This is a genomic window from Gordonia hongkongensis (genome assembly GCF_023078355.1).
Lineage (GTDB): Bacteria > Actinomycetota > Actinomycetes > Mycobacteriales > Mycobacteriaceae > Gordonia > Gordonia hongkongensis.
Window position 1 is genome coordinate 87,656 of sequence record NZ_CP095553.1, and the last position, 25,927, is coordinate 113,582.

26 protein-coding genes are annotated in these 25,927 nt (G+C 64.5%); 12 read left to right on the top strand and 14 right to left on the bottom strand.

The window, feature by feature from the left end:
* Positions 1-60: 60 nt before the first annotated feature.
* On the bottom strand, positions 61-384 hold the full coding sequence (locus MVF96_RS24340) for a hypothetical protein (protein ID WP_247452263.1): 324 nt from the start codon (positions 382-384) through the stop codon (positions 61-63).
* Entirely contained in the window at positions 381-1,295 is a 915-nt protein-coding gene (locus tag MVF96_RS24345; protein WP_247452264.1) for an RNA polymerase sigma factor, read from the bottom strand. Before MVF96_RS24345 ends, MVF96_RS24340 begins: the two co-directional genes overlap by 4 nt.
* Before the next feature lie 294 nt (positions 1,296-1,589).
* Here MVF96_RS24345 and MVF96_RS24350 point away from each other — a divergent pair, with 294 nt between their 5' ends.
* Both MVF96_RS24350 and MVF96_RS24355 read left to right on the top strand, forming a co-directional pair.
* Complete coding sequence (locus tag MVF96_RS24350; protein WP_247452265.1) at positions 1,590-1,790, top strand: hypothetical protein; 201 nt, start codon at positions 1,590-1,592, stop codon at positions 1,788-1,790.
* A 105-nt stretch (positions 1,791-1,895) separates the two neighbouring features.
* Positions 1,896-2,627 carry an NYN domain-containing protein gene (locus MVF96_RS24355; protein ID WP_247452266.1) on the top strand — a complete coding sequence of 244 codons (732 nt, stop codon included), beginning with the start codon at positions 1,896-1,898 and terminating at the stop codon, positions 2,625-2,627.
* A 281-nt stretch (positions 2,628-2,908) separates the two neighbouring features.
* Here the strand turns inward: MVF96_RS24355 and MVF96_RS24360 are convergent, their stop codons facing one another.
* From MVF96_RS24360 to MVF96_RS24375, 4 genes are all read right to left on the bottom strand, one after another.
* Positions 2,909-3,073 carry a hypothetical protein gene (locus tag MVF96_RS24360; protein ID WP_247452267.1) on the bottom strand — a complete coding sequence of 55 codons (165 nt, stop codon included), beginning with the start codon at positions 3,071-3,073 and terminating at the stop codon, positions 2,909-2,911.
* A gap of 2 nt (positions 3,074-3,075) precedes the next feature.
* The gene (locus tag MVF96_RS24365; protein WP_247452268.1) at positions 3,076-4,014 is read right to left on the bottom strand and encodes a hypothetical protein; all 939 of its coding nucleotides are present in this window, start codon (positions 4,012-4,014) and stop codon (positions 3,076-3,078) included.
* A 218-nt stretch (positions 4,015-4,232) separates the two neighbouring features.
* Positions 4,233-4,649 carry a transposase gene (locus tag MVF96_RS24370; protein WP_247452269.1) on the bottom strand — a complete coding sequence of 139 codons (417 nt, stop codon included), beginning with the start codon at positions 4,647-4,649 and terminating at the stop codon, positions 4,233-4,235.
* A gap of 184 nt (positions 4,650-4,833) precedes the next feature.
* Positions 4,834-5,505, bottom strand: coding sequence for a hypothetical protein (locus MVF96_RS24375; protein WP_247452270.1), 672 nt, complete (start codon positions 5,503-5,505; stop codon positions 4,834-4,836).
* 395 nt (positions 5,506-5,900) lie between these two features.
* Here MVF96_RS24375 and MVF96_RS24380 point away from each other — a divergent pair, with 395 nt between their 5' ends.
* Entirely contained in the window at positions 5,901-7,376 is a 1,476-nt protein-coding gene (locus tag MVF96_RS24380) for an LGFP repeat-containing protein (RefSeq protein WP_247452271.1), read from the top strand.
* Between the two features lie 598 nt (positions 7,377-7,974).
* On the opposite strand, the gene MVF96_RS24385 is transcribed toward MVF96_RS24380, so the two are convergent.
* Positions 7,975-8,490 carry a hypothetical protein gene (locus MVF96_RS24385; protein ID WP_247452272.1) on the bottom strand — a complete coding sequence of 172 codons (516 nt, stop codon included), beginning with the start codon at positions 8,488-8,490 and terminating at the stop codon, positions 7,975-7,977.
* A gap of 1,348 nt (positions 8,491-9,838) precedes the next feature.
* Between MVF96_RS24385 and MVF96_RS24800 the strand changes: the two genes are divergently transcribed.
* Complete coding sequence (locus MVF96_RS24800) at positions 9,839-10,051, top strand: glycine zipper domain-containing protein (RefSeq protein ID WP_472924657.1); 213 nt, start codon at positions 9,839-9,841, stop codon at positions 10,049-10,051.
* 42 nt (positions 10,052-10,093) lie between these two features.
* On the opposite strand, the gene MVF96_RS24390 is transcribed toward MVF96_RS24800, so the two are convergent.
* Positions 10,094-11,182, bottom strand: a complete 1,089-nt coding sequence (locus MVF96_RS24390) for a GmrSD restriction endonuclease domain-containing protein (protein ID WP_418930457.1) — start codon at positions 11,180-11,182, stop codon at positions 10,094-10,096.
* A 308-nt stretch (positions 11,183-11,490) separates the two neighbouring features.
* On the bottom strand, positions 11,491-12,000 hold the full coding sequence (locus tag MVF96_RS24395) for a hypothetical protein (protein WP_247452273.1): 510 nt from the start codon (positions 11,998-12,000) through the stop codon (positions 11,491-11,493).
* A gap of 101 nt (positions 12,001-12,101) precedes the next feature.
* On the opposite strand from MVF96_RS24395, the gene MVF96_RS24400 reads away from it, so the two are divergent.
* From MVF96_RS24400 to MVF96_RS24410, 3 genes are all read left to right on the top strand, one after another.
* A complete protein-coding gene (locus tag MVF96_RS24400; RefSeq protein WP_247452274.1) occupies positions 12,102-12,359 on the top strand; it encodes a hypothetical protein in 258 nt (85 codons plus the stop codon).
* 139 nt (positions 12,360-12,498) lie between these two features.
* The gene (locus MVF96_RS24405) at positions 12,499-12,894 is read left to right on the top strand and encodes a PLD nuclease N-terminal domain-containing protein (protein ID WP_247452275.1); all 396 of its coding nucleotides are present in this window, start codon (positions 12,499-12,501) and stop codon (positions 12,892-12,894) included.
* Between the two features lie 20 nt (positions 12,895-12,914).
* On the top strand, positions 12,915-14,378 hold the full coding sequence (locus MVF96_RS24410; RefSeq protein ID WP_247452276.1) for a hypothetical protein: 1,464 nt from the start codon (positions 12,915-12,917) through the stop codon (positions 14,376-14,378).
* A 624-nt stretch (positions 14,379-15,002) separates the two neighbouring features.
* On the opposite strand, the gene MVF96_RS24415 is transcribed toward MVF96_RS24410, so the two are convergent.
* Positions 15,003-15,377 (bottom strand): hypothetical protein, encoded by a 375-nt coding sequence (locus MVF96_RS24415; RefSeq protein ID WP_247452277.1) that lies wholly within the window; start codon positions 15,375-15,377, stop codon positions 15,003-15,005.
* Positions 15,378-15,506: 129 nt separating this feature from the next.
* Here MVF96_RS24415 and MVF96_RS24420 point away from each other — a divergent pair, with 129 nt between their 5' ends.
* From MVF96_RS24420 to MVF96_RS24430, 3 genes are all read left to right on the top strand, one after another.
* Complete coding sequence (locus tag MVF96_RS24420; RefSeq protein ID WP_247452278.1) at positions 15,507-15,908, top strand: hypothetical protein; 402 nt, start codon at positions 15,507-15,509, stop codon at positions 15,906-15,908.
* Entirely contained in the window at positions 15,908-16,273 is a 366-nt protein-coding gene (locus MVF96_RS24425; protein WP_247452279.1) for a helix-turn-helix domain-containing protein, read from the top strand. The genes MVF96_RS24420 and MVF96_RS24425 overlap by 1 nt, the downstream gene beginning before the upstream one ends.
* 355 nt (positions 16,274-16,628) lie before the next feature.
* Positions 16,629-17,567 (top strand): AbiTii domain-containing protein, encoded by a 939-nt coding sequence (locus MVF96_RS24430; RefSeq protein WP_247452280.1) that lies wholly within the window; start codon positions 16,629-16,631, stop codon positions 17,565-17,567.
* Positions 17,568-17,852: 285 nt separating this feature from the next.
* On the opposite strand, the gene MVF96_RS24435 is transcribed toward MVF96_RS24430, so the two are convergent.
* The 4 genes from MVF96_RS24435 to MVF96_RS24450 form a co-directional block, all read right to left on the bottom strand.
* Positions 17,853-18,845, bottom strand: a complete 993-nt coding sequence (locus MVF96_RS24435; protein ID WP_155225357.1) for an IS481 family transposase — start codon at positions 18,843-18,845, stop codon at positions 17,853-17,855.
* 909 nt (positions 18,846-19,754) lie between these two features.
* Positions 19,755-20,216, bottom strand: a complete 462-nt coding sequence (locus MVF96_RS24440; protein WP_247452281.1) for a GNAT family N-acetyltransferase — start codon at positions 20,214-20,216, stop codon at positions 19,755-19,757.
* A 97-nt stretch (positions 20,217-20,313) separates the two neighbouring features.
* On the bottom strand, positions 20,314-20,661 hold the full coding sequence (locus MVF96_RS24445) for a hypothetical protein (protein ID WP_247452282.1): 348 nt from the start codon (positions 20,659-20,661) through the stop codon (positions 20,314-20,316).
* Between the two features lie 3 nt (positions 20,662-20,664).
* Positions 20,665-21,129 (bottom strand): prevent-host-death protein, encoded by a 465-nt coding sequence (locus MVF96_RS24450; RefSeq protein WP_247452283.1) that lies wholly within the window; start codon positions 21,127-21,129, stop codon positions 20,665-20,667.
* A gap of 508 nt (positions 21,130-21,637) precedes the next feature.
* On the opposite strand from MVF96_RS24450, the gene MVF96_RS24455 reads away from it, so the two are divergent.
* Positions 21,638-22,594, top strand: a complete 957-nt coding sequence (locus MVF96_RS24455) for an AAA family ATPase (RefSeq protein ID WP_247452287.1) — start codon at positions 21,638-21,640, stop codon at positions 22,592-22,594.
* Positions 22,591-25,206: a S8 family peptidase gene (locus MVF96_RS24460; protein ID WP_247452284.1), complete on the top strand. Its 2,616-nt coding sequence runs from the start codon at positions 22,591-22,593 to the stop codon at positions 25,204-25,206. Before MVF96_RS24455 ends, MVF96_RS24460 begins: the two co-directional genes overlap by 4 nt.
* The last annotated feature ends 721 nt before the right edge of the window (positions 25,207-25,927 follow it).

Sequence of the window (25,927 nt, forward strand, 5' to 3'; positions counted from 1 at the left end):
TCCGTGCGGCCGTCATCGGGGTCGATCCGGTGCCCTGTCACAGATTTCCGCGCATCTGTGTCACCACTCGTCGGGGTCGTCGGGGCATCGTGAGCCGAAGAGTCGGAACATCGCGAGTGGGAGCTGGGTGTCGGGGTGTTCGTTGGTGGTGATGTGTCGGGTGGTCAGGAGTGCGACTACGCGTGGTGGGAGGTCGAGTTTGTGGGCGATCTGTGTGGTGGTGAGGCCGCGCCGGGCGAGTTGGTGGACCTCGTGGATGCGGTGGATGTAGGGCGTGGCGGGGTCGATGCGGGCGCGCAGTGCGCGTGCTCCGGCGGTGCCTAGGGAGGATTGTTCGAGGAGTTGGGCGAACTCGTTGGCGGTGTGGTCGTCGTTGGTGGTCATGTCGTGGTGCCTCCTTGTTGCCAGGTGCGCCGGCGGTCGCGATGTTGCTTGCGTAGGCGGTAGAGCCTGCCTTCAACGGCGCGTCGCGAGGAGAGGTTGCAGATCTCGGCGATTTCGTCCTGGTCGTATCCGTTGTCGGCGAGCCAGACGATGGTCCGGTCGGTCTCGCTGAGGGTGTTCATCTCGCGTGCGAGGGTGTCGGTGTCGACGATGCTGGCGGGGTTGCCGATCGATGTGGCCAGGCGGTGGTGTGAGGTGTTGGGGTCCAGATTGTCGGGCGGGTACCCGCGGTCGATGGTCCAGCGTTTCCACTCGGTCTGGAACCGTCGGTACTCGCTGGCGAAAGCCAGGACGCAGGCACCCATGAAGTAGGTGGTGATCGCCGCGCCGCCATCGGGTTTCCATCCGCGGCCTTTGAGTGCCTGCGCGCGGAAGAGGAGAACGGCTCGCATGACCACCATCTGCGCGACTTCCTCGGCGGTGTCGGAGTTGCGGTCGCGGAGCTGTTCGCGTTCGGTGTCGGTGGGGGACACCCCTCGGCCCTTGTTCGCGGAGAGGGCGAAGATGTGCCCTGAGCGCAGCCATGCGGTGGTCACGGCCAGCCCGTAGCGGGACAGCTCGTTGCTCAGCAGGTCCCAGTTGCGGCCGACGAACCCTGAGGCGTGGACCGCGGAGAACATGTGTGCGTCCTTGGCGTGGCGTAGGAGCAGTTCGCGAGACTCGTCGACGTCGGCGTGGTCGCGCGCGTGCACTCCCTCGGTGATGTCGTCTTCGGTGAGCTGGGGTAGCGCCTGGTCTGCTTGCTCGTCGATCGCCGAGGCCGTGAGGTCTGTGTCCTCGGGTGGGTGGGCAGCGTCGTTGCAGGCACGTGCGGGTTGTAGGTCGAACTCGTGGTCGGTGTCAGAGTCCACCCCGCACTCACCTCCATCCGGTTTCGTCGTCGTCGTTGTTCCGAGCCCTCTGTTCCAGAAGGTCCCGGTTGCGCTTTTCGATCTCAACCCCCTCCGCAAGCTCCGGGGGCGTCGATCAAAAAACGCAATCGCCACCTTCTATGTCGGGGCGTGGATGCCAACCCACGGATTTTCTCAAATTTCTTTTCGGCCCGCTTTACCTGCGCAAATGCGTGGGTTGATGGGGCCGCGATGACCTAGCAGCCCGTACAGGGGGCTGCGGCCCCGATACGACGTTGAGGAGGATCACCACCGATGACACAGTCTGAACACCCGTCGACCGAGCCGACGCTGCTGACCGTGCGTGCCACCGTGATCATCTTGGTCGCGGTACTCATCGGCGCCGCGGCGGGCGGCTTGACCTACCTGAGTTCCCGCGACCCGGCTGCGGCTGTCCTGGCCGGCGGCGCCGCGTTCGGCGCGTCACTGATCGCACTGAACAAGGTCATCCGGTGACGGGGCCGTCGCCTATGCGTGCTCCCTGTCCGGCCCGCACACTGCCGGGCAGTGTGCGGGCCGGGGTGTGTTTGTGGGGGTGAGGCTGTGAGCGATCATGGGTCGATGCGTGTGGGTGTCTACATCGATGGGTTCAACCTGTACTACGGCAGCAAGTTCCAATGCGTCGGGACGCCGACGGGGTGGCGGTGGCTGGACCTGCGTGCGTTGTCAGCGGCGGTGATTGCTGCGCGGTCGGGGTGGGATGACCCGATGGTGGAGCGGGTGGTCTACTGCACGGCCCGCATCAGTGGCCGTGACAATGCGGTTGGAGCCCAGGAGCAGGAGATCTATCTGCGGGCGCTGGTGGCGTCGGGAGCGGTGGATGTGATCGAGCACGGCAACTACGTCTCGCGTACCGCGGTGGCGCCGTTGGCGACCAAGGACCGGAAGGGCCGGCCGGTGGTGGCCCGCCCGGGGTGGCCGGTGATGATCAAGAACGGTCAGGGCGGTGATGAGCCGGATGCCCAGTTCTTCGTCTCGGTGGCCCGCCGGGAGGAGAAAGGCTCTGATGTCAACGTGGCATCGCATTTGCTCATTGATGTGATGAGCGGTGCGGTTGATGCGGTGGTGGTGATCAGCAACGACAGCGACCTGAAGTTCCCGATCGCCCATGTCCGCGGTCTGGTACCGGTTGGTCTGGTCAACCCGACGAAGAACTACACCGCCGGCGGTCTGAGCGGCGCCCCGGCCGACGGCGTGGGTAATCACTGGTGGTACCAACTCCAGCCGGCCGATCTATTCGCCGCCCAGCTGCCCGACCCGGTCGGGACAATTCGCAAACCCGCTCCGTGGTGAGACCGGACGAAGGAATTGCCGCCCCTCGAGGCTGCGTAAACTTGCGCAACCTGACGAGTCTGGGGCACAATATCGCCATACCGCCCGTCCCCTCTGGGGGCGGGTTTACTTTTGCCCAGAGGGCGATCCGGTGTACGGACATTGTGCGAGTCCTGGGGTGCAGCGCCGCCGGGAAGAGCGCGCGGCCGCGGGGTCAGGCTCCCGCGATAGTCGTTGATGGGCCTGCGGCCTGGCGTCCAACACGAGCACGGCACCATCGGCTCGGTGCGGTGAGCAGCTGGTCAGTCCTCGTCAGGGTGTGCCGCGGCGATCGCGGCTTTGAGCGAGTCGAACATGTCGATCCGCTCGACTGGTAGTTCGGTGGCATCGCCCTCGAATACGGTTCCGTAGCCCTCGGCGGTCACGGTGTAGGTCACGGTGACCGACTCGCGGTCTGGGTCGTCCACGATTACGACGACATCGTCGTATTCCTGGCGCGCTGGGGGGTGGGGCCGAAGCCTGGGAAGGTTGATTGTGACTTCCAGATCACCGGACTCGTTGTGTCGCCAGTCGACTGGATCACCTCGACGTCGGTCAGAAACAACTCTTCGCAGTTGGTGACGGTGAAGTGGACCGCTGGCCAGGCGATGCGGGCGAGATAGTCCTGGCAGGAGGGCCAACGGGCCGCCAGTCGTTCACGGAAGCGTGTCACCTTCGCGGCGAGCTGGTCGGTGCTGAGCACCGTGCGGTCCGGCTCCGAGTAACCCATCGCTGCGAAGGCACTGCGTGGCATGAAGGAACGGGGCTCGCTCGCGTGTTGTTTGTTCTTCTCGTTGCTTTCATGCACCTGTTTCTCGTGGATCTCGACGAGCGCGTCCCGCACCTCGTCGGCGCGATCGAAGGCGCGCGCGGTGCCCTGAATCTCAACCGACACGAGGATCGGCCGGGGGCCTACTTTGATGTCCAGAAACTGTTCCCGGACCTGGGCCATGTGGGGGCGGTCGAGGATGGTTGTTAGCCGCTCCAGGTGGATCAGGTCGATGTCGATGCCGTCGCCGAGGAGGCCGAGATCTCTGCGTTCGGCCTGTCGCAGTTCTTGGTTCGTGACGAACACCAGGCCGGTCAGGTGTTCCTCCTTCTTCTTGGCCGAGGTGATGTCCGCGGAGAGCTTGGATGTGATGTCGGCGATCGTCTGCTGTCCCCGGGGGAAGTAGACCGCCATGATCCATTTCTGGCCGTTCTTCTTGACGAGCGCATCGGCTCCACCGTCCGGACCGCCCAAGGGGTGCGAGGGATCGATGCTCTCGTAGCCCTCGGTATCCAAGACCAGCGCTGCCAGACGCTCGGACGGAGGCTGCCCAGTCGTCCACTCCCGCAGTCGGTGCCAAGTCTCGTCGGTGCGTGTCATGTGGATCATGATGCTCTACCCCGGAGGCTGGGAAGTTCGCAGGTAATCATCTCCGTGCGAACGAATCTCCGCTGCGCTGCCGCTTAGGCGGGGCACGCATTCCCGCCGGTGTCGATCTTGACTGGCTCCCGGACTGGCGAGGCGACGACTTCCGCTGGACTCAGGGGCGTGCCCGCTGGATGGCCTCTCGGCGACAACGGCAACGTCCAGGTGACGAGTCAGCGCTTCCGGAAACTGGGCATTGAGGTCTGCTCGGCGCGGTCAGGCCAATGCGGGCCTATTGGACGGTGCTGCGCGGCGTGTAGTTGGCGGTGTGCGGCGGCGAGTTGGTGGCGTAGCCGGGCGTTCTCGGCGGCGAGATTGGGGTTCGGACGGTGTCGGCTACCTGTGGGTGGGGTGGCCGCGTCGAGTGCGGTGGGCTTCTGTGCCGCAGATTCGATTGGGGCTGCCCTGATGCGGGCGAGGATGTCGGGTTGGGTGTAGATCCATGAGCGTGCGACGCCGGCGGCGCGGGCGAGTCCTGCGACAGTCGTGGGCGCAGGTTGGGTGTCGAGGGCTGCGAGGGCACGGCGGCGGGTGGCGGCGTGACGGCGGCGCGCGGCCGCGCGCAGGTGGGCGCTGTTATCGGCGTGCATCAACGGTGACCTCCACGGTGGTCCCTGCGGCGGGGGCCGCCCAGTGGTGACCCGCCCGGTTGTCGAAGCCAGCGACCAGTGGACGCATGCCACCTCCCTGACGTATCGAACATATGTACGAACCGTAGGAGGTGGGGGTGACAAAACCGGGCGGGTCGAGCCAGGGCCGGGTGCGGCCTGCGATTTATCGGGCGGGTGATCGTGCCGCGTGTTCGATTCCGGTGGCGGCGCGTAGCTGTTCGGGGTCGTAGCCGTTGGCGGCGTTCATGTCGCAGCGGACCGTGCCGTAGCCCTCGGGCAGGCCGTTGCCGTAGCCCTGGCCGTCGGTGTATTGGTGGGCGATCATCTGTGCGGCCAGATCGCGGGTGGTGGCGGTAAACCTCGGCCGTGAGCCGTAGGAGGGGACGACGAACCCGATCGGGGGGCGGGTGGGCCAGATATGGGCGTCGTGCGGGTTGAGGTAGCCGATCACGCGCCGCGGACGACCGTGGATATGGGGGCCGCGCCAGTCGCTGATGCCCCAGACAAGCCGGTTGATCGGATCGCTGTTGTCGCCGGCGATCTGTCCACCCCACGATTCCACGTCGACCATCGACACGACGTCGGGACGGTTCTCGCCCTGCATCTGGCGATGGGTGGCCAGCACGTCTCGCCAGTTGCGCCGGTACACGCAGTAGACGATGAGCCCACGCAACCGGCCCGAGTCGAGCCACGACCGCGCAGTATCCCAATTGTGAGCGAAATTCCGGTCACGATATGTGCCGTCATTCGATCGGATCGATAACCATTTATAGGGATAGCTGTCATCGATAGGTGGCTGCCATTCGGAAATATCAGCAAACAATGTGTCGGCCATTATCTTCTACTCCATTTCTGATGATTTCGGGGTTGATCGTCGGGTGGTAGAGGACGCGTCGGTCGGTCGGTGGCGCTTCGTCACCCTGACTTGACCGCTCTCGTCCGCAAACAAATTGGGGTAAAGCTGATCTCAGGTGTAGCGCAACCTGCCGACAGGTGCACTGTTGGCGGGATGAAAAGTCCTGTGTGATCTGCGATGTTGTGTGGAGGACGGGTGTCCACAACGCATTCTGTGGCACCGGTTGGCGTATTTGTGTGTCAATTCATGGTGTGGCCTGGAGTGATGCGTAATTGTCGGTGGCGGGTGTCAACCTGTCGTTAGCTCGTCACCTCGTCGAGCATCCGCCGCCACCAAACGGCGACGGGTTTAACCATTCGCAAGGAGTATTCGTAATGCAGGACAACACCACGTCTGAGGCCACGGCCGCGGCCACCACCCTCGAGGACGCCGCGCCGGCCGTGCAGGCCTTCGCAACCACTGCCGCGGTCGCGGCGGGCTGCCAGATCTACCCGCCCACGACGTTCCAGGTGTGCGGGGCGATCCGCGACAAGTACAACCAGATGGGAGGACCGACGAGCTTCCTGCTGTTTCCCAAGAGCAACGAGCTGACCAACCCGGGCAACACCGGCAAACGATCGGAATTCATCGGCGGCAACATCTACTGGTCGGCAGCCACCGGCGCGCATCCGGTGGCGCACGAGTTCCTGTTCAAGTGGGGTGACCACGGCTACGAAACCGGTTTCCTGAAGTACCCGAAGACCGACGAGATCGTGCTGTCCGACGGCATCAGCCGCCGCCAGGAGTTCCAGGGCGGCCACATCTACTGGTCGCCGGCCACCGGAGCGCACTCGATCCAGGGCCTGATCTATGACAAGTGGAAGGCCCTCGGCGCCCAGACGGGTGTCCTGAAGTTCCCGACCTCGGATGAGATCGTCGCCCCCGACGGCAAGGGCCGCTTCACCACCTTCCAGGGCGGGGCGATCTACTGGCACCCCAACACAGGTGCGCACGCGGTCAGCGGTGCTGTCTACGCTTTCTGGGCGTTCTACGGGTATGAAGCGGGTCAGTACGGCTACCCGATCGCAGCAGCCGTCACCGATCAGAACGGTACGAGGCAGGAGTTCCAGAACGGGACCATCAGCCTGTTTGGGGATGGGTTCCTCCAGGGCATACGCAAGAACGTCGCTGACGATGAACAGATCTACGGCTGGGAAACGCAGTTGAAGAACGCCTACCCGCCCGTCGACCTGAGCGAGTACGACATCATCGCCGACCCCACGGGCGAACTGAAGCAATCAAACAGGCTCTTGGCCTTGGCGATCGGGCAGTGGTTCTCCAGTCACGGGTACACCACGGCGAAAGCGCTCTGGGACCACTACTACGAGAACACAGGTGCCGATTTTCATATCACTGACGACGCACTGCTCGATGCATGGATGAACGATGACAGTCGACCGGAAGGGGTCAAGTACCCGTCGCCGGTCCAGATCCGTGCCAACAACCGAGACCGAACGGTAGCGGCTGCGATCGCGCGCGCGGACCAGACTGGTCAACCAGCAAAGGTGTCCGGGTTCACCGACTGGACAGTCACCGTAGGTTCGGGGGACCTCAACTACTCCTTGGGACACTTTTCTCTGAGCTGCACCACCGTGGTTGTGGCCTACCCAGGACAACCGGGTAAGCACCGCATCAAGCTGCTGCAGCAGGCCCACGTCGTAGATGTGTACGACTTCGATTGGATCGAAGACCCCGATGACCTGGCTGACGGAGGCAACAATGTCGGCTACACCGGCATGACCCGCGGTGTTGCCAAGCCCTTCCTCAGCTGGGGCTCGGCATCCAAGATTCCGTGGGAGGGGCAGCGCTGACGGCGACAGACAGTACCGTTGAAGGATGAGTGGTACACAGCAGCTGGTCGCAGGGGCGGGCCTCGCCGACTGCGCGACCGCCAACACCTGCACGATGGACGGACTCGTCACAGACACAGTCCTCTACGCGGTTGGCGCTGGTGTGGTGTGCATCTGGCTGGTGATGTGGCCCATCGCCTTATGGTCCGTCGCCGCTGAACCAACAGGAAGGCTGCGGGGAGCGATCTGGGCTGTGATTGTCACAGCGCTACCGTTCCTCGGCGCGATTGCCTTCTGGACACGCAAGCGATGGATACCACGTGAGGCTGGCATCCCCGTTCCGTAAGAGGTCAACTGATCGCGAGGTGAACGAGATTGATCCCGGCGCATGATGCACCGGGATCAATCTCGTTCATGGCCCAGGAGGTCGCACCACCGGTCTCCCTTTTTCCGGCCCGTGCTGACAGCGCTCATCGAGGCCGAGTCGATGAGCGGCAGGAGGGTCAGAGCTTGGAATCAACAAGTTTCCAGGTCTTCGGACGCGGCAGCCAGATCGCGTGGGAAGGCCTGCGCTAGCAAGTCAGTAGCCGAGTCGCCGGACTGTGCGCCTGTGGCTCGGCTACGTCCCCGCGTACAGAACGAACAACTGGGTGTGCGACGGGGAGAGGTTCAGAACGACGGCATGGGTACCAAGATCCAGAGATTGGCCCCCGTGCAGTCGCTGGGTCCGAGTGATCCTCGCGCCACCGCTGGCGGGACAGACCAATCCCAGCTCGACGAGCTCTTCGCTGGCTCCAGGTGAGGGGATGGATGCGCACGGCAGATCCTCGAACTCGATCAAGTCGCGACCGACGTCGGCGGCCCGCAACGTCCGGAACTGATCGGCAGGCCCGTCGTACCGGATGGCGAATGCCGAGGTGCCAACCGAATTTATCGGCCACACGAAGCCCTTGGAAAACGTGAAGCCGTCGGGCACGTGCACCCCTTTGCCTGCGACGCGATCAGCAGCGTCGTCGGCGTCGATGCTCTTGCGGTACGGCGGTTCCTGAAACCCGCAAGCCGGGGCCAGCATCCCGACACACAGCACCACCGCCAGGGCCACCACACGTGAACGAACTCGACCGAAACGGGTCATCCCTCTTCTCTGATAGAAGTGCGCGCGACGAGTACCGAAGCCGCTGTTGGAACAACCACCCGACTCTATGCGCCGAGCAGGGGGACAGCAGCGAGACCGTCGAGCGTGTCAGCATCAGCGCGTGGCGTACACCTACCGCGACTTTTGAATGGCTCGCGATCACGCGGTTGCGCAGATCGACGCCGGATTCGGAGCAGCGACGGCGGACGTAGGGTAGGAGTAGGACGATGGAGCCCCTGCACACCGAACAGTTCCGTCTGGCCATGGATTACGGCCAATTCTTGTTGCGTGGCAACGCGCGGTTCGATGTCGATGAGATGGCACTTCTGGAGCGGGCTCAACGCGAGCTACCGAGTGCGAATGTGGGCACAGACGGGTTGATCGTGGTCCTGTCGCCGCATCAGAACAACTTCGACATGGTCATCGACGTGCAGAGGTGGGAACGCAGGCCTCGGGGCGACCGCGACGACTGGCAACAGGTCAGCGAGGACCACCTCACCATCGACGAGGACGGCACCCTGACGCTGGAATCGCCCACCACCGAGCCCCTCACCTACGATCTCGACCCCGGTGACTACATCGCCGAGGTCAGCGGCAAAGACTTCGTGGCACAGGGGTGGCCGGGGTCCACCACGCCAGGCGACTCCTGGCGCATCCGACTGTGGCCCGACACCGGTGAGAACCTTCAACCTCCCAAGCTCTGGCCCGGTCCCGAGGGACAACCCCCGAAACCGACGCCACTGAGGAGCCTCGGGACACGGGCATCGTCGTCGAGGACCTCTCGGACATCGAGTTTGCCCAACCGATCGTGGACCTGCCGGTCTTCACTCCCATGCAGATGCAAGACCCCACCGCGCAAGCGATCAACTGGTACACAGGCGCGTTCTATGTCTACACAGCCAACCCGCAGCTGGCCGAGAAAGTAGTCAACCTCCCCGCCGCCCGCCAGCGCGAACTAGCCGTGTGGACAGCGCAACAAGCCTGCGTCGCAGCAGGTATCGGCGACCAGCCGTGGGTGACAACAGCCATTCCCCTGGTCACCCAGGGCATCAGACCGCCCGACGCCGACGAGCATTACCGATCAGTGAAAGCTGCTGCCGATCCCACCCACCCCCGATCCGCAGTTCCACTACGCCGAAGCTCCCCACAACGTCGACAGAGGCCTCACCGAGAACCGGCACTATGCCAACACCCACCACCTCCACCGAGCCGCCTATGCGGTCCTGTCCATCGACATCGCCGGCAGCGACGACCCTCTCGAGGCAGCTACCGGCGCAATCCACTTCGCCAACCTCGTCTACGGCACCAACATGGCTGACTTGCATACCCAACTACTCCAGCGCGCCGAGTGAGCGACAGTGCACGGGAGGCCACTGCAATCGGGGTGGGTCTTGCGATCGCCGTGCCACTGGGCATTACATTCGGTGTGCTGGTCGGCAATCTGGCGTTAGGGATCGCGGTCGGCCCAGCGGTAGGTATCGCGTTCGGACTTGTCTACGCGGCACGAAAGACATCGCGACCCGACGGCCAGTCATCGAACCCCGACAGCCGCGACACCTGAACCCAGCAGCATAGATACGTTCGCAGGTCGCATCTCAGGACGCTATTCGCAGGCGACGCCGTCGCCGTCGCGGTCGAGTTTGCGGCTGTATCCGGGTTGGCCGGCGTAGATCGGGGCTGCGCCCGCGGCGCGGACTGCCGAGCAGTTGGCGTAGTAGACCGACGACGGTGCCTCAGCCGCGGGTGGCGGGGTGTAGGTGGTCGTCGGCGGGGTGTAGGTCGGTTCCGGGATCGGTGTCGCCGTCGAGGTGCGGGTGTTGGGGACCTGGCGGGTCGTCGGTGCCGGCACCGCGGCGCCGCAGTTACCGAGGACGCGGGTGATGGCGTCCTTCTCGGCCTGGGTCACCCACAGCTGGTAGGCGGCTTTGACCTCGACCTGACGGGCGACGTAGGTGCAGCGGTAGGAGCGGTTGGGCGGTAGCCAGGTCGCGGCGTCGCCGTCGCCTTTCTGCTGGTTGGTGGGGCCGTCGGTGGCTTGCAGGTTGCGCGGATCGTTGGCGAAGTCTGTTCGCTGGGCGGCGGAGAGCTGCTGGGCGCCTTTCTGCCATGCATCCGACAGGGCGACGACGTGGTCGATCTGTACCGCCGAGGAAGTTTGTTGGCCACGCACGAACGGGATGGTGGTGCTGGTGTAGGGGTCGGCGAGGGTTCCGGACTGCACGGTGCAGCCGTTCGAGCCGGGCTTGAGCGCGATGTTGGTGAGGTCGCGGCGCAGGATGTCGTTGCGGGTGTCGCAGCCGTTGTGGCCGCTGTCGACGTTCACGTCATCGGTCCAGGCTTGCCCGAACAGAGCTCGGTCATACCCGGTCTTGGGTGCGCGCCCCTTCACCTTGAGGGTGTCCAGCGTGGCCAGTGCTTTGTTCGCGGCCGGTGCCGCCGACACCGTGACGACCGGCGTCGCGGTGGGCAGCGACACCACCTCCGACGCCGTCGCGGCCGACGTCGTCACAGGCAGGGCCGAGGTGTCGGCGACCGGCTCGGTGGTCGTGTGGGTCGTCCCGCACGCCCCGAGCGCCAAGGCCAGCACAGCCGCGTAGCTCCCGATCAGAACCCGCGAGCGAGTCCTGCGAGGTGAAGGGACAGATGGCGAGTCCGACGAGGAGACGGCAGGGGGGAGCGGGGGCATAGCCATTGAGCGGGAGAGCCTTTCACACAAACGGCGACCGGCGCGTGATGGCCGATCGAATGTCAACTACCTATAGCAACCCACTCGGACATCGTTACCGAACCGGACAAACCCGTCCCGCGATTGCCTCGATGCCCCCTGGTTGTACTCGCGGTAACGGAGCCGGATTCGGGAATGACACCCCCGAAGTCATTGCCCGGAACGGCGTTGATAACCCGGCCCGAACCGAGATGGGCGGGCGGCCACGGTGTCGGCGCTGGTTCGATCACCACTACCCCGGCTGCGACACCTCGACGGTCCGCGGGGCCCGTCCATCATTCATGAGACTCAGCATCTGCTGTCGGTGCGCCTGCGCGCATCCACACTTCTCGTACCGCCACCCCGGCGAGGACGAGAGCCATAGAGAGGATGCTGCGCAGCTCGACCCCATTGATGATTCCGGGGGTGGCCAGCACGAACAACCCCAACGCCACAAACGGCACCACGACGGTGACGATCCCGGCGACGAGGCGTCTGGCGGCGATCGCGTCAACGAGCGCAGCACCGACGACAACGACAAACGCTACGAGCGCGTAGAAACCGGGGTTCTGCCACCACGTGTGAATGCCGGGGCTGCCACCGATGAGGTCGACGTAGACCGCGCCAGTCGTGGGAGTGTAGGCAGTCCACCCGGCTTGTCCTTCGGCGAATGCCGCGCCGATCGTCGAATACGTGCCCCACCAGGTGATTCCACCGGCGAAGAGGGCGGAGACTACGAAGACCCACCACATGACGTGGCCGGTGATCCGAGCACTGACCAAAACCAATTGCCGTTGCCGTGACATGCCTGCAACTATGACCGATAACAGTCCGGACGCGTTGGTAAAGTGCGCATTGCAAACAATGTAGTGAATGTGTTGACGGCGCAGCTAATCGGGGAGCAGCAATGGCAACAAATAACGCACCGAACGACGAAACGCCCACAAATTCGCAGGGCGGCGTCGCCCGGTCTGGTTGGAGTGTGGGGACGCGAGCGACGATGGTGCTGGCCGCCCTCACCGTCGCGTTAGCGGCGGCGTATCTGTGGTGGTCGATTCCGGTATGGCCGGTGTGGCTGGCCGGCGGGCTGACGCTCGCTGCGTTCATCGTTGCCCTTACCCGGCGAGCACACCGCTCTGCTGAGCTGGAGGACGATCTGTACTGACGGTGTCGCGCCGCAGCCGAAACGCGAATGGTCGCCGACTATTGACTTGCGCTGTCGCGGAAGGTGTTTGCGTTAGGGTGATCGTTCGCGCCCCAGCGCACGAGGTGATGGGGTAGTAGCTGGCGGTAGGAGGAAAGCGGTGCCGTACCTCGGGCTGATGTACCTGGTGATCCTGGTGATCGTGCTGATCGACATCATCACCACCGACGACGCCGCCGTACGTGGGCTGCCCAAGTTCGCCTGGGTAATCCTGGTGGTGATGCTGCCGTTGGTCGGTGCGCTGGTGTGGCTGGCGGTCGGGCGCCCTATAGGTGATGAACGACCGCGACGGCAACATCCGGGTGCGGCCAGCGAGTTCCCGGAGTACGACCACCCCAGCCGCTACATCCCGCAGGACCCCGAGGCAGACCGAGAGTTCCTGCAGCAGTTGCGCGATCGCGCCGAGCAACAACGACAGACCGCCCGCGAGCAGCAACGAGCCGCGGACCGGTCTGACCGCCCTGACGACACAGGCCCGCCGCCGGCCTCGACATGAAGGCCAGGAAGGTGATGCGCATGGCAGATCGCGGTCGTCGCGAAGCGCTGGTGTTGTTCGCTCTGTTGACGACCGCGGTGCTGGTGTTCGGGATCGTGACCGTGGTGACTGGTGGCGACGAGGAGGCGGAACGCACCCCCTCCGCCGCCCCGATCCTTGAGCCGATGCCCATAGCGCCGGAAGCGCGGTGGACAGTGGATGCGGGATCGTTGTACGGCAACGAGTTCCGCGACGCGGGTGTCGTGGTGCCGGCCGCGGACGACGACGTGGTGATCGTCCAGGCCACCCAGACCACGATCGGCAAACCCAGCGCGCTCCAGGCCCTGGACCCCGACACCGGGCGACCGCTGTGGGGCACACCTCGGATCGGCTGGGACGACTGGTGTGCAGTGAGCGGCGACGGTCAGCTGGCCTGCACCCGACGCGTCCGCGTAGACGGCGCCGTCGCTACCCGGGTGTCGTTCATTGATCCACGAACCGGCGCGGAAGAAGCCGCCGCGCTCATCCGAACCGCCGGTTCCGTGACGACCCTCACGGGTGTCGTGGACGGCTTCCTCATCGAGACGAACGACGTAGACAACGTCGTGATCCCCGAAGAGCTATCCCACGGCGACCCACCGAAAGTCGAGTATCGCCTCGAGGTCGTAGACGATCCGCCCGATCGGCAGATGACGATCACCAAGTTCGACTCGCAGGGGCACCAGGACTGGTCGATCCAACCGCCGGTCAATCAGGACCGCGCGGTCGTCTCCGATGCCGGCAACCTGTTCGCCGTGACCGACTCGACGCGCGGCGGTTTCACCATCTACCGACTGGACACCGGCACGCGGGTCTTCTCTCGCACCGACAGTGAGAGCGGCACACCACCCGACGCGGCGGTCCTGCACCCCTCCGGGTTCGTGACGAGCCGCTCAGAGCCGGGGGACTACCGGCTCGAGTTCTTCGACGCCGACGGTGTGAGAACTGGTGGACTCGCAGGCTGGCGGGTGGTCCCCGTGGGCTTCGAGCGAGTCACGGCGGTTGACGGCGACGAGATCGCGGTGTCATCGGGGTCCGCCGTTGGGGTCGCGTCAATCCGAGATCGCGTGATGCGCTGGGACACCGGCATGTCGAAGCACTCGCTGGAACTGCTCGATGACCGGTACGTGGCGATCGAGTCCGACGACTACGCCCAAGGATTCACAGGGACGTGGACGGTGTTCGACGCACAAACCGGCGAACAGCGAGGCCAGCCGACTATCGGCTATGGGCAGCGCTATCTCGGATTCGACGGCACACGACTGCTATTCGACGGCGAACCGACGGCCAACCACCGGCCGAACATCCCGATCCTTAGCGCATACGACGCCGAAACAGGGAACCAAACGTGGCGGATACCAGCACCCACCGACACCGCCCAATGGCAAGTCACCGGACCGTATCTGCTTCTCATAGACTACACCGCAGACTTCATATCCCGCTCAATTACCCGGTACGCCCCATGAAGCGCCGACAAACGGACCAACGGACCGTATTCACACGCGGAAACACACTCGTCAAGCCAGCTGTTCGGCAGTCTCGTCACGGCCAGGCCGCCCGTCGTTTCCGCTGGTGGAAAGGCGTGGCCGCAGAACTGATTGTTGTCGTCGGCGCCATGGCGGGCCTCGCTGGTCTGAGATGGGTGCTGTTCGAGTGGATCGACCGGGGGATGACCCCGCATACCTACGAGTCAGCTAAGGACGCAACAAGTTTGGCCGAGGAAATCGGACTGGTCCTCCTCGACGGTGGACGATGTCGTCTACGGCGAGGTGTTCAGCTCGTTCCCCGACTCGAGTGCATATCTGGTCATCGTTACACCGTCTGCTGACAGGCTGGTCCAGTTACTCGACCGGTCAGGATTTCCCCCACCCACTCCGATCACCCGGGACTACTTCGATATCAAAACCCAGGACCGCCACGGGCCGGCGCCGAGCTCGACACTGGTCAGGTCCACGCGATGGCAGTCCACTAACTACCTCACTGCCACCTGGGATCCAGTACGAGACCCCCGAACGATCTACCTCAACGCCACCCAAACCTGATCCGCCGCAACCGAGGTCGCAGATGTACCACCGAGCTCGCGATCCTGTTCACTGACCGCTTCGAGCGCACTGTAGGCCGATCTTCTGTAGGGAGTCGCTGGTGAGCAACGGACTCCCGCACGCGATCCGGTGGATGCTTCCGAAGCCGTTGGCCGCATTCAGCTCGGCGACGGCCGCCGGTGTGGCGGTGGGTGCGTCGAAACGGAGGTACCACGAGCTACTACCCACAAAGCCCGGCGGAGACTCGACGCCCGCGACAAACGTTGACCCTTCCGGCACGGCGATTCGCGACTCCGACAACGCAGATCGCGCCCGGTCCTCGTCGATATCACGCGGGCCCAGGTCGTTGCTCACGAAGTCGCCGCAGCCAGAGAGCACGAACACCGCCGTTGCGGCGAGAACGAGGTGCCAGCGTGCTGCCACTCGTCCACGGTAGCGGCCACGATGTGGTCGCTACTGAAAGCACGTCGCTCGCGGCCCCAGGCGCGCGTGGTCACACTCCCCATAGAGTATCGCTTGCGAGCGATATTGCTTTCGAGTAATATCTGCGGTGTGTTGATCGATTGGTCGAGCGAGTTCGACGACTTCCTGTCCCGGCTTGAGGAGTCGGCTGCGGCGGGCAATGCCGTGGATCGGTTGCGGTTGGATCTGTTGCTGGCGGAGTTGCAGGTGCTCGCCGATCTTGAGGAGCCGCCGGTGGTGGAATCGGCGACGCTCAAGCGGGTGCGGCAGTCGAAGCGGTATGTGGTGTGGCGGGTGTCGCACCCGTACCGCGAGGGCGTGGCGGTGCGGCTGATCGTGTGGTTCCCCGACGACGAGCACGTGGTGGTGGCCTTGTTTTCGGGGGACAAGGCGCGCATGGGTGATGTGTTCTACGACAGCGTCGGACCGCGCGCGGATGCGGCGATCGAGGCGTGGAAACGGCAAACCGAGACTGAGAGAGGTGAGGGTTGATGAGCGAGGATAAGCGGGCCACGTTCCGGCGCGGCAATGAGCGGATCGCGGAGCTGTTGGCCGACCCCGATACCGCGGCGCGGGTGGAGACGATCCGCGGCGAGATGGCCCAGGCCGACCGGGCGCATGCGATGGGGTTGGCGGCGATCCGCCGCGCTGCGCAGCTGACCCAGACCGAACTGGCCCAGCGCATGGGCATCAAACAGGCCGCCGTGTCGGGGCTGGAGGCGCGCGATGACCTGTTGCTGTCGACACTGGCCAACTACCTGGCCGCCGCCGGCGCCACCGACGTCACCATCACCGCCCGACTCGGTGACCGCACCGTCGAGGTCGCGCTGCCTGCGCAACTCGCGGATGGGGCATGAGGGCCGTGGCCGGTCGAGGAGTGGTGGGTCGGTAGCTGATGAGGTCGCTCGATTTCTGTGGAAGACGACGCCTCAGCGAAAGCGGGTGGTGGACCAGAAGCTCTTACGGAGCATCACGAGTGGCCCCGCTCCCGGACCACTCGGACGTCGAGGTGGCTGTTGCAGCACGTACGCCAGCCGCGGGCTCGGTTGGACCGCCAGCATCACGGTAATGCGGGTCCGTTAGGCACCACCTCAACGTGCTGCGCCCCAACGGCCGGTCACCTCAACCTGCTGATACATCCGAGCCACCGATCCTTACTTGTGGCGTGCACACCGACCTCCAGCCCGACCGGCTGCGATATACGGTTCGAGTGTGGAAAATGAGGAGTTGCTGCGCGCGTTGCGGGACCGGGTTCTTGAAGAGGAGCAGACGGTGCCTGCGTTGCTGCGGTTGTGCTTGATGCTGGGGCAGCGAAGCGGTTCGCATGAGTTGCGGGCGTGGGCGCACCGAGAACTCCACGGATACGGTCCACAGGACCGGTTGCCTGCCTACCGGTCGATCAGCGATCCGCCGTTGTTCGCCGACTCGGTTGGTGGGTTTCAGATTGCTCGCAACCAGATGATCAGCAGATGGGTCATACCCGAGGATCTTCGGGAGATGTTGCCGTCGTCCCTGGACTTGCGCCAGCCGGTCGACGAATTGGAGGCGATGGCGACCGGTGCCTCGGGTTTGTCCTTCACCCATGAAGCCTTGACAGCACTTGCGGTGTTGTGGAGTTCCCGTCAAGGGCCGATGGTGGAACGGATCTACTTCGTAGTTGCCAACGCCCAGATCGCGGGGATCGTTGGGCGGGTACGCAACTTGCTCGTCGAGCTGGTAGCAGATCTTACATCTGATCTTGAGTTCGACAACGTACCTGAGAGACGAAAGGTCGACAGTTCGGTGAAGTTCCACATGTACGGCGGTGATCACAATGAGATTCACGTGAATGGGTCCAACTCGGGAGTCATTGGTGCTGGTCATCAATCACAGCAGACACAGAATGTGACTGCCATGCCTGCTGAGCTGGCTAAGCAGTTCGGGCAACTGCGCGAGGTTCTCAGCGAGATTGATGACGTTGATGATCGTGCCACGATCGAGCAGGCCGTCGACGATTTCGAAGAGTCCCTTTCCGGCGAAGAGGTGAACCCGGACAATGCGCGCCGACGCGGCAGACTGTTGGCGCGTCTTGCTGAAAGTCTCGGTACCGCGGCAGTGACAACCAGCGTTGCCGAGCTAGTAAAGGCGGCGCTAGCAGCCGGGCTGACCTAGCCACTCACATCGATTGATTCGCGGCCTGCGGCATCAGTCTCAGACGCGCGAGGTATTTCGCGTTTCAGTAGGTGATCGTGTCGTCGGTCATGTAGATCAGCCGCTGGTCGGCTGTGGTGTATTGGGATGTGTCAGTGTCATTTTGGTGGCCGAGGAAGAAGACGGTGACGCCGTGTCGGCGCTCTGTCCATAGCTGGCGGCTGGCGGGGTAGGCCCAATCAAGTTCTCGACGCAGGGCGGATCGGCGGCCGCGTGACCAGTTGGTGCGGTCGATGATCAGGTGGGCTAGATGTACTGCCCAGGGACGTTGGTCAAGCGGCTGAAGGGAACGTTCCGGCCGATGGCGGAGTGTTGCCGGTGGTGATTGTAGGTGTGCAACCATCCTGGCAACGCTGCGCGTCGGGCTTGTTCGGACCGGTAGTGCCGGGCGAAAGCCCATTCGGCGGCCATGGTCCGGTGGAACCGTTCGATCTTGCCGTTGGTTTGCGGCCGGTAGGGGCGTGTGTACTTCGCCGTGACTCCGAGCTCGGTGCAGGTGCGCTTCCACAACGCTGAGCGGTAGCAGCCACCGTTGTCGGACAAGACTCGTTCGACAGTGACGCCGCGGGCCGCGAACCAGCCCACGGCTCGCTGAAGGACTCCGGCTGCGGTGACAGCGGTTTCGTCGTCATGGATCTCGGCATAGGCGACGCGAGAGTGATCGTCGATGACGGTGTGCACGAAGGCATGTCCGAGTAGTTCGTTGTGGTGCTTGCTCCGGCGGGTTCCCGGCGTGGCCTGCCGATTCTTGCGTCCTTTGGCGCGTCCGACGAACCGCCAGCCGCCACCGACGGGGATGTTGCCGAGTTTCTTGACGTCGACGTGGATCATCGAGCCCGGATGAGGGTGCTCGTAGCGGCGGATCACTTCCCCAGTGCGGATGTCGATGTGGGAGAGCCGGTTGAGCCGGCATCGGACCAGCACCGCGTGCACGGTCGAGGCCGGCATCGACAGTCGGGAGCCGATCGCCTGGGGTGAGAGGCGCTGACGCCACCGCAGGGCCACGATCTTGCGTTTGATCGGCTCGGGGGTGCGGTTCGGACTGCGATGAGGACGACTCGAGCGGTCGTACATGCCCTCTGGGCCCATCTCGACATAGCGAGTGGCCCAGCGTTTGGCGGTCGGCCACGAAACGTTGAAGTGTTCGGCTGCCCTGACGATGGGCCAGCCGTCATCGACGATGCGACGGGCCAGCAGTAGTCGGCCCTTGGGGGTCAAAGGTGCGTTAGCGTGAACCACGAAGGTCTCCCGGTTGTGAAGTGTGTGTCGTAGCAGCTCCACTTCACGACGGGAGACCTTCGCTGTTCAACGACCCACTACCGCGTGTCGTCGCAATCCCTCAACCAACCTGCCTGGGCAGTACAGCTAGACGGGGTGAGGTCTTGAGTTGGTGGATGGGTTGGGTGGGTTGCAGGGTGACGGTAAGCAGGTTGCCGCTTTCGAGGGGGGCCGCGGCGAAGCGGAGCTGGGCGTAGAAGACCCGCGGTGGGGACGAGGCGATGGGGCCGTTCCAGGCGTCGAGTCGTTTGAAGCCGTAGGAGTAGTTGTCGGTGTCAACGCCGGGCAGCTCGAGTGGGTGTCGGCGCCGTGTCTCTCGGTTTGCCAAGTGCATCCACGCATCAACGACGCGTCCGAGGGCGCGAGCGTGATCGCTTCGCCCGCCTGGGGCGAGCGTCCGCGTGGGTGACCCTGCACGGCTTCGTGACCGCGTGCTGGGCGCTGGCTGGTCTGGGTTTGCGTCGTCGGTGGAGCCGGCGCGGACGGAGTCTCGAGGTATGACTAGGGATACGGGAACTGCTATGTCGCGGCCCTGGACCTCAGATCGCGCGTCGCGCGCGGAGCCATCGTCGTTGTGGGTGTCTGCGCCGCGGCGGCAATCCGGGGCATGGGGATCAGGTGAGGCCGTGAATGTCGGCGTGCGTCGGGTGGAGTGGATATTCCACGGACGAACTCGGACTTTGCAGCCCGCGCACACGAAAGTGCTGCTAGCCCGTAGGTCGGCTGGCCAGCGCTCCACAGTGAGGGCGGTGACCGGTGTCTCTGTGCCGTCCTCGTCCTCGACGAGGACGGCTTCACCTGCGGCTGTGATGGCATCCCGGCGAGAGCGACGATTAAGGGGAGTGGACATGAGTTGAGTATCGGGCGGGGCTAGATAGTTGGCGGCTGGATGAATAGCGGTCGGTAGTACCGGTCGCCTTCAGGGTGACTAAACCGGTCCCAGCCAAGCGATGCCCAAAATCCGTGGGCCTCTTCGGAGTATGCGAACAACCGTCGATCGGTGTGCAGCTCATATAGCGCCTGCACCACTCGGGCTCCGATACCGCGGTGGCGGGCGGGCGTGGCTACTTCGAAGAACTGGATCTCTAATCGCTCGGGTCCGAGTGGTGGCACGTTCTCGTACTGGAGGTTGATGCCACCGGGGTCGTCGAATTCCACGCGCGCAACTTCGGCGCCGTCCTCGAGTACTTGTACGAACCAGGGGTCGTCGTCTCGATATCGCGGCTCATCCCACCATCGGTCGTTCTCATAGGTAACTTGGAAGTCAAAGGGAGGCAACCAGATGTTGCGGTTGGCCGGGCCTCGACGTAGCTCAACGAGGTTGAGTGTCATGGGGTCAGTCCTGGATCTCGAACGGCACTTGGGAGTAGTACCGGTCGAACTCTCGGTGACCGGCGATGTTCGCCGGTCGGTCCTCGCTCATCTGGGCTCATTTCGTTTCGTTGGGGTGGCTGGTGTGGACCTGCTCGAGGTACACGGTGCGGTCGTCGACGTAAAACCAGATCCGGGCTGTACCTTTGACCGTCGGTTTGTGCTGCCAGCGTTCATGGGTCGTGGTGTCGCGGGTGATGGTGGCGAGATCGCCGCGCAGCGGGTAGTTCGTGGGCGTTGTAGTCAGGGGTGTGTGGGTGAGGAAGTCCCACGTGTCAGCGAGTGCGTTGCGGATGGTCGCGGAGAGATCCCGCCATCCTTTGCGCGCATGGGTGGTGGCGAAGCGGATCTCGTACTCGGTCTTCTTCGTCGGTCGGGGTACGAGTTCGCCCTTCTTGCCGGCCATCGGTTAGGGACGCTCGACCAGGGTGGTGGTGTCGGCTGCGTCGAGCCAGTCGAGGTCGGTGTGGCCGAGGCCGGCGGCGATGGCGGTTGCGGTTTCGCGCCACGAGGTCAGCTCGGCCAGGGCTAGGTGGGGTTGGCCGGTGGAAAACGATGCCCGTGCGGCGTCGACGAGGTTGTGGGCGCAGGTGTCGCGGTCGCGGGGGGACAGGGCGAGCATCCAGGGAAACACTCGGGTCATCCGCTGGGCGAGTGGACCGTCGTCGTCGACGGCCACGCCGATGAGCTGGGCGGCGAACTCAAGCAGGCGGGTGCGGCCATCGGCTTCGCGCTGCGACATGAGCACGAGGTTCTCGCCGTCGCGGCGGGTCACCGTCACGGGGTGATCCTCGGCCTCGGCGAACACCTCAGCGGGGCGCTTACTCAGGTCAGAGGAGTGACGCTTGGAGGTGCGCACGGCGGTCTGTGTCATGCCCGCCATCGTATTCGGAACGTGTTCGGAAGTCTACTGCGATGTTCGAACTTAGGGGCGACGTGGGGTACGCAATCGTAGCGACAGCGAGAGCTCGGAGGTCTGTGCCGATCGCTCCTGCGATCATTGTTCTCGTGACCGAGAAGAGCATCCGCGACCAGTTGTGGCGTGCCGCGGACCTGGATGGGTCTCAGTGAGCCTTGCTTGAGGCGGCGGCCTTGGCAGGCCGTGCACCGACGTGGCTACAGCGGCTCGGTCGAAGCGTGGACGCGTTGTGGAGGCGACTGGCCGATCTCGGTGAAGAGCAGGCGGCGCTGATGGATTCACTCGAGGCCGCGGCGCCGCAGAAGACGTATCTGAGAGTCGTCACTGGCCCAGATAACCCCTCGGTGAGCAGACCAGCCTTTCCACTGGGCAGCCAGTTCGGCGCGGTCCAATAGCTGAGAGATCACCACAGGTAAGGTGCCGAGCAACAGCATGGGTTGGCGATGATTGAGGGAGGCCGATGATGGCGCGTGCGGACCTGCTTCTCGATCTCGTCGAGGCTGAGCGCCGTGGTGATCGCGACCGTTTCCGCGTGCTCGTCGAGGCGGTGATCGCTGAGGAGCGAGCCAACCAGCATCATCTCGTCGCCGACCGCCTTTCCGAGCTGATCACCACCACCGGGCAGGCCGTTCCGCGTGATGACCGCGCCGCAGCGATTCGTGACTTGGTGCAGGAGATCGTTCCTCATCGGCGCCTGGACGAGTTGGAACTTGCTCCGGTCCCGCACAGGGTCGTCACCGAGCTGATCGAGGAGCAGAAGCGCGCCGAGCTGCTGCGCAGCTACGGGATTGAGCCCCGCAATCGACTGCTGCTGTCCGGCCCGCCGGGCAACGGCAAGACCAGTGTCGCCGAGGCCATTGCCTCGGAGCTGATGCTGCCCTTCTACGTCATCCGTTACGAAGGGGTCGTATCAAGTTTCCTGGGCGAGACCGCCGCACGGCTCGACAACGCCTTCGAGTTCGCCCGCACCCGCCGCTGCGTGCTGTTCTTCGACGAACTCGACACCATCGCCAAGGAACGATCCGACGAGCACGAGACTGGGGAGATCAAACGGGTTGTCTCGACCCTGCTGCTCCAGATCGACCAGCTTCCCCCGCATGTGTTGTTGGTGGGAGCGACCAACCACAGCGAACTTCTCGACCGGGCGGCATGGCGACGCTTCCAGATTCGCGCTGAACTTGAACCGCCGAGTCGTGCACAGGCCACCCGCTTCCTGGAACGCCTCGCCGCTCGGTTGGGCGGCGACCTCGGATTCGCCCCCCGGACCTTAGCGGACAAGCTCGCGGGAGCAAGCTTCTCCGAACTGGAGGAGTTCGCGTTGGACGTGCGCCGTAGAGCCGTGCTCGAACTTCCCGACAGCAACCTACGACGGATCGTTCAGGAACGTCTTGAGCACAGGCGAGATCAGGCGGCGGGGTGACCGCGGAGCGCCGGCCGCTCCTGGCGTTCGGGTCGCCAACGGTGCTAGACCGGCCTAAACAAGGGACACCGAATATGCCGCGCGTGTCCAAACCCAACGCCGGTCGGCAGGGGGAGCGGCTGACGCCGCAGTTCGGTGCGCTGACTGCAGCGTTTAACGCTGAGCGGGCACGTCTTTCCGCTGACACACCCGACGAGGTCGACCCAGCGCTGGTGGTCGTCTTCGACCTCGCCGGCAGCATCAAGGACTTCCGCAACGCGATCGACAAGATCGAAGGACTGGAGTTCCTGTCCGAGCTGATCGGAGACCAGTCCGACCCAGACGACGACTTCCACATGACCGAGTCCGAGAGCGGCCGCACGGACAAGCCCGTCCAGCACTCCCTGTACTTGATGATGTCGAACGCCAAAGCGATCGACGAACTCCTGCGCCTGTTCAACGCCTGGCAAGCAGACCCGTCAGCGAAGTTCGCCCACGGCTTGGGCAAGTTCAAGACCGCGTTCCAGCAGCTCACCGCGATCCGACGGTGGGGACCAGAAGATCGCATCCGAGAGACCGGCCTGCGCGAGCAGTGGCAGGAGAAACTCGACGTCGTCGGCCAGTCCGTCAGCACCGTGATGGTCGAAGTCGAGCTGTGGTACCGCCGCGACGCCGCAAAGCGCACCACAGCACAAGCACACGTCGAGCAGGTCATCTCCGACAGTGGCGGCCGTGTGCTCGACCGCTCCCAGATCGGCGAGATCAACTACCACGCCCTGCTCGCGGAGCTGCCGATCCAACAGGTTCACTCGCTGCTGGCCGACGGGGCCGCGTCGATCCGGCTACTGACCACCGACGAAGTCATGTTCGTCAACCCGTTCACTCCCATGAGCGTCGCACCACCGACCACAGAACCGGTCAGCGAGGTCCGCCTACAACCCGGAGAACGCACCGACGGCCTGCCCAGGGTCGCCCTACTGGATGGGTTGCCGTTTCCCAACCACGACGCCCTCGCCGGCCGGCTGGTAGTCGACGACCCCGACGGGCTCGGCGAGAACTACCCGCTGGGCGCGCGCCACCACGGCACCGCGATGGCCTCGCTGATCATCCACGGTGACCTCTCGGCCGACGGCGAACCGCTCGACCGGCCACTGTATGTCCGGCCGATCATGCGACCCCACGAGTTCATGACAGGACACGAGCAGATCCTCCCGGACCGGTTGCTCACCGATCTGCTGCACCGCGCGGTCAAACGAATCGTCGAAGGAGAGGCAGGTCGGAGTCCGGTCGCGCCGAGCGTGCGCATCATCAACCTCTCCATCGGTGCGCAAGCCCGAGCGCTCGTGCGCCGAATGAGCCCCGTCGGACGGCTACTCGACTGGCTGGCCCACTCCTACAACCTGCTGTTCATCGTCAGCGCCGGCAACCACCTCGGCCCGCTCACTATCCCGGCCGATGCCATCAGCACCACCGATTCGGCACGATCCGCCGCGCTCCGCTCCGTCTACGACGCCGCACTACTGCGAGGCATCCTCCCTCCAGGCGACGCCCTCAACGCACTGACCATCGGCGCCACCCACAGCGATGGACTCGGCGACATCGACGTGCCGGACACCGCCTGGGACATCACCCACCCGAACGGCCCAGCCCACTACGGCGCGACCGGCCCCGGCGTCGACCGCTCCGTCAAGCCCGACCTCCATCACATCGGAGGCAGGGCGCTCTACGCCCGCCCTGTCACACCGCCGGGCGGGCAGGAAACCGTCGCGGTGGAACTGGCTCCGACCGCAACCATCGGGCCAGGCCTGCAAGTAGCCGCGCCCGGGCGAGCGGGCGCAACGAACAACACCGTCTTCACCATCGGCACGAGCAACGCAACCGCGTTGGTGGCCCGCGAAGCCAGCCGCCTGTACGACATCCTCGAAGCCGGCGCGGGCGATCCCGAAGACGCGCCGCTACCGGACCCGCAGTACCACCCCCTGCTCGTGAGAGCCCTCCTCGCCCACGCCAGCAGTTGGGGCGAATGGGAGGCGCGGCTACGCAGCGAACTCGGCCTCACCAACCAGCAAGCCCGCCGCCACCTGACCGCGCTCCTGGGCTACGGCCGGCTCGACACCGACCGGCTCGGAACCGCAGCCACGAACAGGGCAGTGCTGGTCGGCGGGGGACTGATCGCACGCGACCAACGCCACACCTACGAGCTGCCGCTGCCGCCTTCGCTCCGTGCACGCGCAGAGTGGCACCGCTTCACCATCACCCTCGCCTACATGGTCCCCACCGTCGGCCAGTTCAACCGCTACCGAAGCGCCAAGGTCTACTTCGCCACGCCGGACACTCAACTTGCCGGCGGCGAGCGGATCGACGCCGAACATAACTCGGTCAGACGCGGAAGCCTCCAACATGAGATCGTGCAGGGCACTCGCACGATGGTGTTCGGCGACGATGGCACCTTCCCAATCCACGTCGAGTGCATGGACGACGCCCAACGGCTCCGCGCCGGCAAGACCGTGCGATACGCGCTCGTGGTGTCCGTAGAGACAGCGGAACAGACATCGACCACCATCCATGACGAGGTACGTACGAAGCTGAGGCAGCAGGTACGCGCTCACGCCCGCGGCCGGGTGCAGAGCTGATCTAACTGGGTCGGGAATATCATTCGACCGGTGTCTGAAGGCTGAAAACGGATCTGTTGCAGCTGATTCCAGAGTTCGCCTTCGCTGACGTCGACGTCGGTCAGTGATTGGGACCGGGTCTAGCGGCTCGCTGAGAGCCGCCGTGGCGGGGTAGGTGAGCGCCTAACTCGGCTACCCCGCCACGGTGCCCGGTTCAGACTCCCAGACACCGACAGGTTGAAGGGGGGGTGCATGGTGGGGGTCCCCTCCCTCCCCTGTGCGAGCGCTCTCTCGTTGGGTGTGGCAACAGAGCAACGCGACGGTAACGAATAGCAAACCTCCGATTCGCTGACATGACGGGCGCGCGCCGGCCCTTTTGGTTGCAATGAACGGTCGTGGTGGTCTCAGATTTCCGTAGGGAATCGGTTGTGTAGCAATGGTTTTTAATTCTGTTGTGCGGTAGTATGTTTCATATGGAGTCAGAGAGCGCCCGCAGGGCGGTCGGTGGGTGTGGGTGCAGGGTCGGCCGCAGGCCGGCACGGCGGCGTCCAGGCCCGTTGCACGGCGGGAGTCGTGATAGACTGTGCGACATGAAACACGGTGCACCACAACCACCTTCCAGCAAATCGGCCGTAGGCCGATGGGGAGCGGGACACCGAAACGTTACGCCACTACGGCGCCGCTTGCGGCGCCCTTCGGGCGCGCTTGCGCGCCGAACCCCGACGGGGCGCTTGCGCCCCGG

Coding starts and splice junctions, on each gene's coding strand:
- MVF96_RS24340 (WP_247452263.1), bottom strand. CDS start 384: ATGACCACCAACGACGACCACACCGCCAACGAGTTCGCCCAACTCCTC.
- MVF96_RS24350 (WP_247452265.1), top strand. CDS start 1,590: ATGACACAGTCTGAACACCCGTCGACCGAGCCGACGCTGCTGACCGTG.
- MVF96_RS24355 (WP_247452266.1), top strand. CDS start 1,896: ATGCGTGTGGGTGTCTACATCGATGGGTTCAACCTGTACTACGGCAGC.
- MVF96_RS24365 (WP_247452268.1), bottom strand. CDS start 4,014: ATGACACGCACCGACGAGACTTGGCACCGACTGCGGGAGTGGACGACT.
- MVF96_RS24370 (WP_247452269.1), bottom strand. CDS start 4,649: ATGCACGCCGATAACAGCGCCCACCTGCGCGCGGCCGCGCGCCGCCGT.
- MVF96_RS24375 (WP_247452270.1), bottom strand. CDS start 5,505: ATGGCCGACACATTGTTTGCTGATATTTCCGAATGGCAGCCACCTATC.
- MVF96_RS24380 (WP_247452271.1), top strand. CDS start 5,901: ATGCAGGACAACACCACGTCTGAGGCCACGGCCGCGGCCACCACCCTC.
- MVF96_RS24385 (WP_247452272.1), bottom strand. CDS start 8,490: ATGACCCGTTTCGGTCGAGTTCGTTCACGTGTGGTGGCCCTGGCGGTG.
- MVF96_RS24390 (WP_418930457.1), bottom strand. CDS start 11,182: ATGGCTATGCCCCCGCTCCCCCCTGCCGTCTCCTCGTCGGACTCGCCA.
- MVF96_RS24395 (WP_247452273.1), bottom strand. CDS start 12,000: ATGTCACGGCAACGGCAATTGGTTTTGGTCAGTGCTCGGATCACCGGC.
- MVF96_RS24400 (WP_247452274.1), top strand. CDS start 12,102: ATGGCAACAAATAACGCACCGAACGACGAAACGCCCACAAATTCGCAG.
- MVF96_RS24410 (WP_247452276.1), top strand. CDS start 12,915: ATGGCAGATCGCGGTCGTCGCGAAGCGCTGGTGTTGTTCGCTCTGTTG.
- MVF96_RS24425 (WP_247452279.1), top strand. CDS start 15,908: ATGAGCGAGGATAAGCGGGCCACGTTCCGGCGCGGCAATGAGCGGATC.
- MVF96_RS24440 (WP_247452281.1), bottom strand. CDS start 20,216: ATGACACTCAACCTCGTTGAGCTACGTCGAGGCCCGGCCAACCGCAAC.
- MVF96_RS24445 (WP_247452282.1), bottom strand. CDS start 20,661: ATGGCCGGCAAGAAGGGCGAACTCGTACCCCGACCGACGAAGAAGACC.
- MVF96_RS24450 (WP_247452283.1), bottom strand. CDS start 21,129: ATGACACAGACCGCCGTGCGCACCTCCAAGCGTCACTCCTCTGACCTG.
- MVF96_RS24455 (WP_247452287.1), top strand. CDS start 21,638: ATGGCGCGTGCGGACCTGCTTCTCGATCTCGTCGAGGCTGAGCGCCGT.